This is a genomic window from Alkaliphilus flagellatus, from assembly GCF_018919215.1.
Lineage (GTDB): Bacteria > Bacillota > Clostridia > Peptostreptococcales > Natronincolaceae > Alkaliphilus_B > Alkaliphilus_B flagellatus.
This window is the reverse complement of record NZ_JAHLQK010000002.1, coordinates 68196-82545: the sequence shown is the minus strand read 5'-3', so window position 1 is coordinate 82545 and position 14350 is coordinate 68196. Positions and strand designations below refer to the sequence as shown.

12 protein-coding genes are annotated in these 14350 nt (G+C 31.2%); 3 read left to right on the top strand and 9 right to left on the bottom strand.

Going from position 1 to position 14350, the window contains the following annotated elements; genetic code table 11:
* Positions 1–310: 310 nt before the first annotated feature.
* On the bottom strand, positions 311–898 hold the full coding sequence (locus tag KQI88_RS05300) for a GNAT family N-acetyltransferase (protein WP_216415320.1): 588 nt from the start codon (positions 896–898) through the stop codon (positions 311–313).
* A gap of 357 nt (positions 899–1255) precedes the next feature.
* On the opposite strand from KQI88_RS05300, the gene KQI88_RS05295 reads away from it, so the two are divergent.
* Positions 1256–2173 carry an ROK family protein gene (locus KQI88_RS05295; RefSeq protein WP_216415319.1) on the top strand — a complete coding sequence of 306 codons (918 nt, stop codon included), beginning with the start codon at positions 1256–1258 and terminating at the stop codon, positions 2171–2173.
* Between the two features lie 67 nt (positions 2174–2240).
* A complete protein-coding gene (locus KQI88_RS05290; RefSeq protein ID WP_216415318.1) occupies positions 2241–3797 on the top strand; it encodes an ABC-F family ATP-binding cassette domain-containing protein in 1557 nt (518 codons plus the stop codon).
* 61 nt (positions 3798–3858) lie between these two features.
* Here KQI88_RS05290 and thiS read toward each other — a convergent pair whose 3' ends face one another.
* The 7 genes from thiS to KQI88_RS05255 form a co-directional block, all read right to left on the bottom strand.
* A complete protein-coding gene (thiS, locus tag KQI88_RS18645) occupies positions 3859–4053 on the bottom strand; it encodes a sulfur carrier protein ThiS (protein ID WP_408629718.1) in 195 nt (64 codons plus the stop codon).
* Positions 4054–4281: 228 nt separating this feature from the next.
* Entirely contained in the window at positions 4282–5682 is a 1401-nt protein-coding gene (locus KQI88_RS05280; protein ID WP_216415317.1) for a sigma-54 interaction domain-containing protein, read from the bottom strand.
* A gap of 85 nt (positions 5683–5767) precedes the next feature.
* Positions 5768–7924 (bottom strand): aldehyde ferredoxin oxidoreductase family protein, encoded by a 2157-nt coding sequence (locus KQI88_RS05275; RefSeq protein WP_216415316.1) that lies wholly within the window; start codon positions 7922–7924, stop codon positions 5768–5770.
* Between the two features lie 26 nt (positions 7925–7950).
* Positions 7951–8358: a 4Fe-4S dicluster domain-containing protein gene (locus KQI88_RS05270; protein WP_216415315.1), complete on the bottom strand. Its 408-nt coding sequence runs from the start codon at positions 8356–8358 to the stop codon at positions 7951–7953.
* 181 nt (positions 8359–8539) lie between these two features.
* Positions 8540–10123, bottom strand: a complete 1584-nt coding sequence (locus tag KQI88_RS05265; protein ID WP_216415314.1) for a hypothetical protein — start codon at positions 10121–10123, stop codon at positions 8540–8542.
* Positions 10124–11515 (bottom strand): sensor histidine kinase, encoded by a 1392-nt coding sequence (locus KQI88_RS05260; RefSeq protein WP_216415313.1) that lies wholly within the window; start codon positions 11513–11515, stop codon positions 10124–10126.
* Position 11516: 1 nt separating this feature from the next.
* Positions 11517–12218 carry a response regulator transcription factor gene (locus tag KQI88_RS05255; protein ID WP_212381250.1) on the bottom strand — a complete coding sequence of 234 codons (702 nt, stop codon included), beginning with the start codon at positions 12216–12218 and terminating at the stop codon, positions 11517–11519.
* A gap of 294 nt (positions 12219–12512) precedes the next feature.
* On the opposite strand from KQI88_RS05255, the gene KQI88_RS05250 reads away from it, so the two are divergent.
* Positions 12513–13268, top strand: coding sequence for a DUF3298 and DUF4163 domain-containing protein (locus KQI88_RS05250; RefSeq protein ID WP_216415312.1), 756 nt, complete (start codon positions 12513–12515; stop codon positions 13266–13268).
* 108 nt (positions 13269–13376) lie between these two features.
* Here KQI88_RS05250 and KQI88_RS05245 read toward each other — a convergent pair whose 3' ends face one another.
* Positions 13377–14300 carry an LCP family protein gene (locus KQI88_RS05245; protein WP_216415311.1) on the bottom strand — a complete coding sequence of 308 codons (924 nt, stop codon included), beginning with the start codon at positions 14298–14300 and terminating at the stop codon, positions 13377–13379.
* Positions 14301–14350 lie beyond the last annotated feature (50 nt).

Below are 14350 nucleotides of genomic sequence, written 5' to 3'. Positions count from 1 at the left end.
AATTTGTACTTTAGATGCCATGACTTAGCCACTCCATCTAGTATCCCTAGGTTTACAATCCTGAGAATACTTTCATACAAATTTTTTATTTAAGTTAATAAAATTATCAATAGTATTGTTTCCTTCATACTCCTATTTATACTTTATTTTTCCATTTTATTGACTTAGACAAAACTCGTCTATACCAAAAGAAATTCCTATTATTCATTCATAATATTGATAGTTGGATTAATATACAAAAAAACCTTAGTAAGTAAACTTACCAAGGCTCCTTCTTAATATATTAAATATTTCACTATATTATTTTAAACTAAATAACCTGATACTTATGAAAAAACTCTGTTTTACCAATCCTTTCAAAACCTACTGATTCATAAAATTTTATAAGTTTTTCTTTCAATACTATCATTTGTTCATCATTAGGGTTCATAATATATTTTACTTCCCCGTCTATCTTCTCTAAAGGTCCAGGCATCAAATATATACAAGATATATCCCTATCTATGTGGTCATATAAAAACCGTGGTAGCTCATCAAATATCCTTCTACCTATGCCATTTCCTCGATGTTGTTTCTCGATGAACAATTCGGTAATATAAAATGCGTTGTTTCTACAGTCACCCTTAGACAATACTTGAATATAGAAGCTCTTTATTTCTTCCTCATCTTCCTTGTCGTTAAATTCTAGAACTTTTAATACCTCATCAGATTTTAGCTCTTTAAGAATATGCTCTGTATTTAGTAACACTCCCTTTATATAACCTATTTTACCGCTTTCATCAGTGATGTTGATTGTAATTTCCTTTTTATAATTCCATAGCTTTAATCCAGATTGATTATTCCTATTACTATCACTATCACTGTCACTATCATCGCTGTCTGAACTATTAGTTCCCATTGATAACACCTCTAATTTTTATTTTTTCTTCTCTTTAATTGTATAATTTCTCGCAAAATAACTCAATTTTGATTTTTCTTGAAAAATATATACTTATTCATCATCTATTGTAGTATTACCAATTTCCATTGAAAAATCCTATTATCCCTTATTAATCCTCTGTTTATCACTATGATTTAATTATATATTAAGACTTTTAATAATAAATTTTTGTTATTTGTATTATTTAAGATAATAACTTTCATGTAATTTACGATATTATTTTTTATGTTTTTTAATTTGACAGTATACTAATGCCATGGTATGTTTTCCTTAACTGAGTTTTTAAATCTAAAATAACTTTGTGGGGTGATGTAATTGGATAAAAAATATTGGATAGGAATCGATTTAGGTGGTACAAATATTCGTGTAGGCTTGCTTAATAATGAAGGTGTTATTTTAAAAGAAAAAAGAGAATTGACGGAGGCTGAAAATGGGCCAGAATATATTATAGAAAAATTAAAATCTATGATAAGTACAGTTAAAGGTAACTATAATATTGAAGCTATTGGAATCGGTATGCCTGGATCACTAGACCCTTACAAAGGTATAGTACTAAATGCTGTTAATCTTCATGGATGGAAAAATATTCATTTATCAAAAACTCTAGAAGAATATTTTGACACTCCTTGTTTTATTGAAAATGATTGTAATGTAGGAGCGCTTGCAGAGGCTTTAGATGGAGCAGGAAAAGGGTTCCCAATAGTTTTTTATATTGCTATAGGAACTGGTGTTGGTGGTGGTCTTTGTATAAATGAAGAAATAATTTCAGGCTCTACTGGACATGCAGGAGAAATTGCTAATATTATAGTAAAAGAAAGTAAATTTAAGCATGGCTACTTAAACTATGGATCCTTAGAAAGTTTTGTAAGTGGCACTAGTATTTTAAGAATGGCTAAGGATAAAGGCTTAAATATACAGTATGCTAATGAAATATTTAGTTTAGCTGATAATGGTAATACTATAGCATCTGAAATTGCAGAAATAGTAGTTGATTCACTAGCAAGAGGAATGTCAGCAATTGCACATGTTGTAAATCCTCACATTTTCGTAATCGGTGGAGGGGTTACAGTTTCTACACCTAATTTTATCGAAAGGGTAAATAATAAATTTAACCAATATATATACCCTGTTATGAAGAATAAAATACATATAGAGTTGTCTCAAATACAAGATCCTGGAATTATAGGGGCAATGTATATGGCTAAAAAACGAATGCAGAAAATTTTCTTTTAAATATCCCTTTTGTCATATATAATCTATTATGTATGTCATTGTATAACAGTATCGAAGGGAGAATAATATGAGTATTTTAACAGTTAAAAATCTAACCCACGGCTTTGGAGATCGTGCCATATTCAATAATGTTTCTTTCCGTCTTTTAAAAGGAGAACATATTGGTCTTATAGGAGCTAATGGTGAAGGTAAATCTACTTTTATGAATATAATTACTGGAAAATTAGATCCAGATGATGGACAGATTGAATGGTCAAAACGTGTAAGAGTTGGATATTTAGACCAGCATACAGCTCTTGAAAAGGGAACATCTATACGAGATGTGCTCAAGGGAGCATTTAAATATTTATTTGATCTAGAAACTGAAATGAACGAAATATGTGACAAGATGGCTGACGCATCAGAAGATGAATTAGAAAAACTCCTTGAGGATATGGGCACAATACAAGATACATTAACTAATAATGACTTTTATATTATCGATTCTAAAGTTGAAGAAATTGGTCGAGGACTTGGACTAGAAGATATTGGTCTTGATCGTGATGTACAGGACCTAAGTGGTGGACAAAGGACAAAGGTTTTACTAGCTAAGCTTCTTCTTGAAAAGCCAGACATACTTCTATTAGACGAGCCTACCAACTATTTAGATGAGCAGCATATTGAGTGGCTAAGAAGATATTTACAAGAATATGAAAATGCCTTTATTTTAATCTCACACGATATTCCTTTCCTTAATAGCGTTATTAACTTAATATATCACATGGAAAATCAGGAATTAAATCGTTACGTAGGGGATTATGATAACTTTACTAATATTTATGAGTCTAAAAAATTACAGCTTGAAGCTGCCCATAGAAAACAACAACAAGAAATTGCAGATTTAAAAGACTTTGTGGCTAGAAACAAAGCTAGAGTTTCCACTAGAAACATGGCAATGTCTAGACAAAAGAAGCTTGATAAAATGGACATTATAGAGCTGCCAGACGAAAAACCAAAACCTGAATTTAACTTTAAAGAAGCTAAAACTCCTGGTAGGCTAATATTTGAAACAAAAGACTTGGTAATAGGATATGATGAGCCTCTTTCTAAGCCACTAAACTTAAGAATGGAACGTGGACAAAGAATAGCTCTAATTGGTGCCAACGGACTTGGTAAAACAACACTTCTTAGAAGTATACTTGGAGAAATAAAGGCTATTTCTGGTGATGTAGAGCTTGGAGATAACCTAGCCACTGGCTATTTCCAGCAGGAAATAAAGGAAGCAAACTACAACACCTGTATTGAAGAAGTATGGCAAGACTTTCCTTCCCTTAGCCAATATGAGGTTCGTGCAGCACTTGCAAAATGTGGATTAACTACAAAACATATTGAAAGTAAAGTAGTTGTACTAAGTGGTGGTGAGCATGCCAAGGTACGTTTATGTAAGCTTATTAATAAGGAAACTAACCTATTAATTTTAGACGAGCCCACTAACCATTTAGATGTAGATGCGAAGGACGAGTTAAAGAGGGCTCTAAAAAACTATAAGGGAAGCATTCTTCTTATTTGTCACGAACCTGAATTTTATCGGGATGTTGTTACAGATGTTTGGAACTGTGAGACTTGGACAACTAAAATTGTATAGCTATAAATATAAAATGCGACAGTGAATTTGAATTTTCATTGTCGCATTTTTAATAAAGAAATTATCCCCCTGCCAAAAGATGTATAACCTTTACGTCGTCGCCATCCATTATTACTTTTGTACCATATTCTTCTGGAGAAACCAATTCTCCATTTACCTTTACTATAATTTTAGGGAAAGTATATTTTTTCTTTTCTAATATACCTTCAACAGTTAAGTTTTCTTCCCACTGAAAATCTCTTCCATTTACTTTTATAATTTATATCCCTCCAATCAGTAAAATTTTTATATTTAAGCAGTATTTATCATCTCTATATCTTTTAGAATACCCTAACTATATCCTTAGTTCAAATTCTATAGTTTCCTATATAGCATATTTGGACAAACTATTTAGATACAACTATATTTATTAAAAATAATTCTAGGCCGAATGGATAATAGGCTTAGTTTTATAAATATTACATCTTAATACTTGTCTATCTAATTAGAGCAATCCATATTTCTTTGCCTTACCATGAAGTGTTTGTTTTGGAATTTTAAGAGCTCTAGCTGCCATAGCACAATTCTCCCCAGTTCCTTTAAGAGTCGATTGAATAAGCTGTTTTTCATATTCCTCTACAGCATCCTTTAAACTTATATCATTTGGTATACTTAAATTATCCGATTTTATCTGCATTCTATTGATATAATGTATATTATTCATTTGTAAATCTTCTAATGTTATATATTCACTTTCTACAAAGTTCATCGCAGATTCAATTATGTTTTTTAATTCTCTTACATTACCAGGCCAATCATAATTGAAGAAATATTCCATTACATTTTTATCTACACCTTTAATACATTTATTCATTTTATTATTACAAGTATTAATAAAGTGTTGGACTAGCATAGGAATATCTTCTTTTCTATCTCTAAGTGGAGGTATGCACAAATATATTACATTCAACCTGTAATATAAATCTTCCCTTAATATTTTTTGCTCTACAAGTTTTCTAGGCTCAATATTTGATGCCGCAATTATCCTAACGTCCACAACCTTTGTTGTAGTACTTCCTATTCTTCTTATAACCCCATCCTCTATTACTCGAAGAAGCTTTGATTGTAGCTCTAAATTCATAGAGTTTAGTTCATCTAAAAACAATGTCCCTCCATCAGCCAATTCAAATAAACCCTGTTTATCCGTAGCACCAGTATAACTACCTTGGGCTGTACCAAAAAGTATACCTTCAAGTAAGTTCTCTGGCAATGCACCACAGTTTTGAGCAATAAAAGGTTTATCCTTTCTGTTACTTAAATTATGCAGTCCTTGAACGATAAGCTCTTTTCCAGTTCCTGTTTCTCCAAATACAAACATGGGAGAACTACTATTAGCTACTTTTTGAGCCTTTGATTTTAATTGTATCATAGGGGAACTATCACCAATTACATCTGCAAAACTATATTGACTACCATTTGGTAAAAACTTATTCTTTCCTGTACTTTTCCCATGCAAAGTACTATGTAGCATAAGTATTTTCTCAGATAATTCTCTTACATTAGTGAAATCTGTAAAAATCTCTATAGCTCCCTCTATTTTACATCCATTTATTATTGGTATTGTTGATGTGACAATGGAAACACTCTTTCCCTTATAATTTATATAGTTTTGAACATGATTAATTATAGGTTTGCCACTATTAATCACTTTGTAAAAGGTACTACTATCTCGACTAATATTAGGAAAAACCTGAAAAAAGTTTTTACCAATTGCTTCTCGTGGATCAAATCCTGAAATATTTATGGATGGTTCATTAAAATAGATAATGTTCAGATTTGAATCTACAACAATTACACCTTCTTCAAGATAAGTAATCATTAGTTCAATAATCCTTTTATAATCCATATTAAACCACCGTTCCTTCACTATTTTAATGTTTTGAAATCCATGAAGTGATTAAATTGTTTCTTCACCTAGACATTTAAAACTTTTATAAGTACCCTTTTACTACTTCCAAAACCTCTGGTAAATCCATACCTATTTCTTCTAAATGCTCTACTGTAGGCACTCCCTTATTTGTCCATCCTCTTCTCTTATATACTGCATCTGTTAGTTTTTCATATTGATCTTCTCTATGTTCTCTTAATATCTTCATCTTTTTCTCTATTGATTCTCTAGTTACATCATATCCTAAAAGCTCTTTTAGCTGGTTATCATATCTTTCTGCCCTAGATATATATTCTTCTTTTGTTACTGGACCCATGGATCTATATGGAACCCTATCATTTTCCCTAAGACCCTTGCCCATTCTAATATTGAATACTCTTTGAAAGTTATATACTCTTTCAGATTCTCTTATCATCTCAGTTTTATTTATATTTTTTCCTGTAACACCATTACATATATCAATATAGTTTTCAACATGCTCTGGTATTTTAGCTGGCTCATCTGATAATGCATTGCTCTCCGGCACTATATCATTCCAAGGAAGCTTACATAAACCATAAAGGCCAAACCAAGTTCTAAACATTGGGAAATAATGAAGAGCTTCTGCTTTATCCTCAAATGTTGGAATCTGATTATTAACCATATCCATAAATATAAGCCAAGCTTCATCATGTTGAGGGCCTTTGTTCGTAAGTCCATAACCACCTTGCTGTGCTAAAGATTCTTTAGATAAGTACTCAGAATATTCCAAACCTTTTTGTTCCATTCCTATATCAAATAAAAAATTAGAATCTGCCCCATATTCCTCTACAAATAGCTTTTTCATTCTATGAACACCTTGACCTGCTATTTTCCCAAAACCTTCTCCACGAGACATCTGATGAAGCAATTCTAAAGCTGCGTTAGTATTGCCAAAGTTAAGCTCTAACCCACCGGTTATTTCCTTATTAATAATTCCATTTTCATAGCATTCCATAACAAATGCTGTTAATGTACCAAATGATATAGTATCTACTGCATATGTATCGCAATAGAAATTTAGCTCTAGTATAGCTTCTGGATCAAATATACCACAGTTAGACCCTAGCCCTGCAGCATTTTCATATTCTGGTCCATCTATAGTAACAAGCTGTCCTTTATATGGACCTGTCTTTAGCTCAAACTTGTCTGCTGCCTTTGCACAGGCCATAGAACATCCGTACCAGCATCCATCTGCCATACCTTGTGTAATATACTTTTCAATAAATACAGTAGATGCAATTTTATATGTATCTGAATGACCTCCAAATTTAAAGTTATGGGTAGGAAGTAGATCGTATTTATCCATTACCTCTATTATATTAGCTGTTCCAATTTTCCTCATTTTATTTTGTTTATCATCAAGTCTGCATATTTCCTTATGCAACTTTACACCCGCCTTGTTTATAATGGACTTATCTACAGGATTGTTAAGGTCTCCCTTAACTCCTTTAAACTTAACTACTAAAGCCCTTATTCTTTTGTCTCTAAATACAGTTCCTATGCCACCTCTACCGGCTTGCTTTAACCTTGTAGCCTGTCTCCTTGGATCATAAAAAGTAAAGTTAAGCAGTCCAATACGAGTATTTTCAGCTGCTGTACCTGCTGTTACAACTGCAACATTCCTCTTGTCCTCTTCTGAGTCTGCAAACATTTCCGTAAGCTGCTCTCCTAGTACGTGGGCGTCTATTGCATCTAGAGGGGACTCTATTATTTCTACTGTTCCTTTATTTCCATCTATATATACTATTATATCTTTCTTTGATTTTCCTTGAATCTCCAGAGCATCCCAACCAGAAAACTTAAGAAGTGGTCCAAAATAACCACCTACATTACTATCTATTGGTATTCCTGTAAGTGGCGATATAGAGCATACTAATGATTTTCCCGCTCCTGGATACTGTGTAATACCACATAGGGGTCCACCTGCAATAATAATTTCATTTTCTGGATCATTCCACTTTGTTTCAGGAGTTACACCATTCCATAAATACCATAGCCCAAAACCTTTACCCCCTATAAATTTATCCTTCATCATCTGTGTAACTGGCTTTGATTCGATTTTATTTTCCGATAAATTAATATATAATGTTCTATTTGTATAGCCATTTTCAATCTTCCCTAGATTATAGGAAAAATCCTTAAGTAAGATACTATTTTCTCTTAAAGTATTTAAATCCATAATTCCGCCCCCTTTTTCCTTCTTATCTATTCAATTGATGCAGCTACTTGTTCTTCCGCTTTTTCTTCTATAAAAATTGCACCTGTAGGACATTTTTTTGAACATAGACCGCAAGCTACACATTTAAATGGCTCTATATAGTCATCATGATACATCATAGTTTCTTCAGGGCAAAAGCCTACACACATAAAGCAGCCAACACATTTGTTTTTATCAATTCTAACTATACCGTTTCTATCTCTACTAATAGCCATACTTGGACAAATATCAATACATACACCACATTGGTTACATACCTTTATAATTTTTTCATCATCTGTAATATGAATAGCAGATTTCTTCACATCCTCTGTTTTGAAAAAAGCCTTAGCACATACTCTTTCACATTCTCCACATTTAATACAGACATCATCATTTTTTGCTAAATACTTCATTCTTTTCCCCCCTGTTTAAAAGAATCAATTTTCTTAATATTTTGAAATAATCTTGTCTCTACTATTCTATATCTATTATAAAAATCCTTGTTAATTCCATAAAAATATACTTTATTAAACAAATAGCAAGGGATGAGAAGTTAACTTCTCATCCCACTAAATATTTTTATAAAACTTTCTGTTAATCTAATAGCTGACCTCCAGATTTTTGGAATATACCTTCCCAGCCTTCTACATATTGCCCTGTTGCCCATTCTGCCATTATAATGGTTTCTCCTTCTTTTAGCTTTAATTTCTCCCTAGGATATCTTCCTAAATCATTACCATATATATCATAAATAAGAAGCTCTCTTTTTGTAAGGACTATAGCTATATCTTTATTAGGAGATGTATATGCATCTAAAGCCCTCGGTACTCTATCTTTTATATTTGTCCAAGGTACAAATAAAGTATCATAAACTACTACCTTGGGAGGCGGTATTAAGTTAATACTATAATCAGCTGCATTAAATTCTTTCTCCTTAGTATAATTAATTCTTCCTTTTAAAAACCAATGTCCTAGCTTTCTCTCCATTCCAAAGTTTTCTAGTAATTCTTCCCTATATAAAATATTGGGATTATCTATTTCTAGATAGTTAATCGCCCTCTCCCATGCAGACTTTATAGATATAACACCGGTTTCATCTAAAATATCTGATATTTTTACTCCACGACCATTAGGCAATCCATCTATAGGCAGTATCTGTAGTTTACTACTTTCCCAGTTTTCACTTCCTACAATATATTCTCCTTTGCCTATAGTCTCAACGGATATATAATCATTACCAACATAATTAATTTTCCTTTTTATTTCTCCTATTTTTTCTCCCCACCTAGAAAAATCCAGCTCTGGTGTTACATCGTCATCATTTGCAGGTATCTCCTCATTCCGCATCATTCTAGCCTTTAATTGTATTTCTGCCTTGTTGTCTTCCATCAAAACATTATTAGCTAATATATATTGTTCTGATCTACTATCTTGTGTTGCCTTTTTCGTCTCTATTTTCCAAAACCCACTTCTACGTGGAAAAAATATATTTTCTATTTCTAAAATAGGATTTATTTCATTATTTTTTGATGAAATCCACAATGTTCTGTAGTTGTACTCATTTTCAGAGTCATCGCTATTACTCTTATTTTCAGATCTAAGACCTATTAAAACACCAGTGCTAATTAAGCTATCTTTTTCCATTTGTATATTTATATCTTGATTATTTTCATCATCACTTTTACTTGAAATATATTGGTCAACTTCGTCTGATAATTTACTTAAATAAAAACTATTACCTTGTATTTTAAATATTAGCTCATTCTCTTTTATTATTAAAACCTCACAAAAAAACTTGTCTTGATCTATAACAGTAATTACCTCTACTTCCTTATTTGGAAATACAAAATTCGATGGTAATGATTTAGAATTGAACAATAAATATTCTTCTCCATTTACCCTCTTCATTTGATATTGAGGATTTTCTAAGATAGATTCTCCTAGGGACATATATCTGTCAGAAAACTGTACCTTTTTACCCAGCCATTCTTCTTTATCTTCCTCTTCATTAGAAGAAGCAGTCATTAAAACCTCAGATATTTCCCAGGTTCCTCTAATTGGTATTAGCTGATTTTGAGGAGATACTATCTTTTCTGCAGAATCTGTACTAGGACTTGAACAGGCAGAAAGCATTAGACTTATAGCAAGTAAAAAAACTAATATCTTAACTGTCTTCATCTAAACACACTCCTCGAATGGTACACTAATTATTATTTCTGTACCTCTATTAAGTTCACTTCTAATTTCAAATGTTCCATCCATTAACTTAATTATTTCGTCGCATATAGATAATCCAATTCCACTCTGAGATTGACTAGTTTTTCCCTTATAGAATTTCTCTTTAACCTTTGGCAAATCTTCTTCAGCTATACCACAGCCTGTATCCTTTATATTAAAAACAAAATTATTGTCTTCATAAGAAGCAGTTAAAACAACATTCCCTCCTGATGGAGTAAATTTAAATGCATTATCTAAAACATTAATAAATACTTGCTTTAACCTATTACCATCAGAGCAGGTAATTGGCATATTATCCTCTACGATAACCTTAAAGTTTATATTGTCTCTAGTAGCCCTTGGTGTTAATTGTTTTCTAATATGGTCCATTATGTTATTAATATTCAAATCTTCCTTTTCAAGAGTTATCTTTCCGGATACAAACTTAGAAAAATCTAAAAGTTCCTCTACCATATTAGTCAATCTATCACTTTCAGTTTCAATAATATCTAATCCATCGGACAAAATTTCTCGATCATCATAACTATGCTTTAAAGTAATTGCCCAACCTTTAATAGAGGTTAAGGGAGTCCTTAGCTCATGAGATACAGACGAAATAAAATCATTTTTAAGTGCATCCTTCTTCATAATCTCTTGAGCCATATAATTTAAAGTATCCGATAGTTTTCCAATTTCATCGTCATATTTTTTTATGCTTTTTGTTTTAAAATCTCCAAGAGCCATTTTTTCAGCAGATTCAGTTACGCTTTTTAATGGACCTATTATAGTGTTGGCTAATAAAACAGCAACAAGACTGGATATTAAAATTACGATACCTCCAAATCCAATAAAGATTAAAGCTATAGTTTTTATATCTTGATTTACCTCTCTTAAGGATGTAATAAACCTTAATACCCCAACAATATTTTCTCCAGATTTTAGAGGATATGAAATAGCCATAACCTTATGTTCATCGTACTCCACTTTTCCTATCCATGTTCCTTTTTCACCATTAATAGCCTTAACTACATCCTCTGTATTTACAGGATTAGGTGAAATGACTCCAATAGAATCCATTAATATCATCCCACTCTTGTCTAATATTTCTACTTGAGCCTTTGTTTGCTTCCAAAAAGTATCTACATTATTTAATATATTTTCGTGAAGCGTTGCATCAGAAAAATATCTAGAATATAAATCGGCAGAAAGCCTAATTTGATTATTTAGACTTTCTTCTAAATTTTTATAGTAATTTTCCTTAACTATATTAATCAAAAATATTTCAAGAGTAACAACGGTAATTACAACAATAAATATGAAATTAATTGCTAATCTCTTTTTTATACTCTTCATATTACTTTGCTCCCCTTAGTCTATAACCAACTCCCCAAACAGTTTCTATTATTTGTGGACTTGATGGATCATCCTCTATTTTCTCTCTTATTCTTCTAACATGGACATCTACAGTTTTCATATCGCCAAAGTAATTTTTGCCCCATACTATATTTAAAATTTCATCTCTACTAAATGCCTTATTGTTGCCTTCCATAAACATCTTCATCATTGAAAACTCTATGGGAGTGAGCTCTATTTCGATTCCTCTTTTATAGAACTTTTGTGCCTCTAAATCTAACTCAAATTCTCTAAAGGTAATAGCCTTTTTCAATTGACCCCTTGCATTGTCAATTTTTCTAAGGTTTGCTCTTATTCTAGCAATTAGCTCTAGTGGATTAAATGGCTTTACCATGTAGTCATCTGCGCCCAGCTCTAATCCCATTATTTTATCCATGTCTTGACTTTTAGCCGTTAGCATAATAATAACTATATTTGGTATAGATTTTCTAACACTCTGGCATACTTCAAATCCATCTATACCAGGAAGCATAAGGTCCAAGACTACTACTCTAGGTTGTACTCTTCGTATTATATCCAGAGCTTCTTCTCCAGATGCAGCTTCTAAAACCTCAAAACCTTCTCTATTTAAATTTATAGATAAAAATTTTCTAATAGAGGACTCATCCTCCACAACTAGTACCTTTATTCTTTCTTCTTGCATACATAACACCTGCCCTTTATTTATATACTCGCTTACCTACTTATCTGTATTTTACTATAGTTTTCTTCATCTAGCTATAAAATATGGCCTTAAACTTATGAAAAAAGTTAAAGTTTTACCTATTAGTAACTATTACCTTTTTCTTTAACCTTTTTGTAATTTTTTTTAATTAGTTTGTAAAGCAAAAAAAGTTCATAAGATATACTATAAAATCAATACATAATATAGAAAACTCAAGTAGTAAATCTTATTATGCTTTAAATTATTAAATAAAATTTGATAGGAGAGATATTTATGAAAAGAAAAATTTTTATTCCTGTAATGCTTATATTAATTGGTTCGGTGACTGCAGGTTGTGCAAATGGAATGACTCCATCAACCTATAGTAGTAAACAGCAAGGCATGGTACAAACATTAGAAGTAGAAACTAAAGCAATATCCGACGATAATGAGGCATTAGAAAGTAGCATTAAACTTCCTGTTTTTTCTAGCGAAAATAATAAAGAACTTTTAAATGAAATAAACACTCTTCTTGAAAAAGATGCATTAAAAATAAAAGAAGAAATATCACAAATGGCTGAGAATGATTTTAAAGATGCAAAAAAAGAAAATATAGAACTTCATAAATATGAGTTATTAGTAGATTACGAAGTTCATACAGCAAATAGTGAGTTAATAAGCGTAACAGTTTTAAACTACCAATACACTGGTGGTGCCCACGGTATGAGTGTAAGAGTTCCTTACAACTTTGATCTAAGAACTGGTAAAGAAATTGCTTTAGGAGAGTTCTTTAAAGAAGGAAGTGACTACAAAAAAATAATTAATGAAGAAATACAAAAACAAATAAAAGAAGACCCAGATAAGTTTTTCCCAGATGAAGTAGAAGTATTTAGCGGCATTAGTGATGAACAATCCTTCTTTATAAAAGATGGAAAGCTAGTTATTTACTTTGGTCAATACGAAATAGCTCCTTATGCAGCTGGCATAATAGAGTTTGAAATTCCAAATAGTATTTTGAAAGATATTGTTTCTCCTTCCATTATTAAATAGATTTTTAATACAAAAAAGCTTCTTGTGCTACTCAAGAAGCTTTTTTGTATTTTTTGAAATACTTTGACTCATAATAGGTTCTCCTTCACAATGCAATTACAATTTTTTTCATCTAGTTTTCCCTTCGCTAATTTTGTATATGTTCGATATTAATTTTTGTGTTTCTATCTTATTATGATTATAATAGCTAACACCGTCTATATATTCTGGTTTACCTGGTAATACAGTAAAATTAATATTTTCATTTTTCATTTTATATAATTGACTTAAATAATTTGTTATATCTTTTGCACTCATTGTAGTTTCTACATGTTCAGTTGCTATCTCTAAAATTTTAAATATTTTTAAGTTTAATGATTGGGTGATAAATGATTTTATAAATTTCTGTTGCCTTTCTATCCTTCCTAAATCTCCTTTTGACTTTTCTCTATATCTTAAATATTTTAATGAATCCTCTCCATTTAACTTTTGTTTACCTTTTTTGAAATTAATTAATAGAGGAGTCGAATATTCAGAATCAAAATAATACATATCATCTTCGATATCTATTTTCACTCCACCAATAGCATCTATTGATTTTTCAACAGCTTCAAAATCCAACTTAATGAAATCATGTATTTCAACGCCTAATAAGTCACTTACAGAATCTATCAATGATTTAGCCTTTATATCACTTCCACCTTTTACTGCATGGCTTGCATTAATCTTTTTGAGATCTGCTCTGTTGAAACCTTTTCTATGATAGAAAGTATCTCTTGGTATAGACATAAGATTTAAATATTTTTTTTCTGGATAAAAGCTACATAGTATTATTGAATCTGCTAATGAGTAATCTGCAATACCGGCAATTAATATATTTATAGGACCTTTCGAAGTATTATCATTATCAGTTTTTGCATTATCTATCTCAGCGACTATAATATTTGGATTCTGAATTTCTTTCAAGGTATTTTTTATAGTAATTGAAAACCCTATCCCTATAACAGTAAAGATAATAAGAAAGATAAAAAATATCTTCCAAAATAATTTCATTAATAGCGCCTCCCAAAATAGTATAATACATTTGTTAAAACTGAAATATT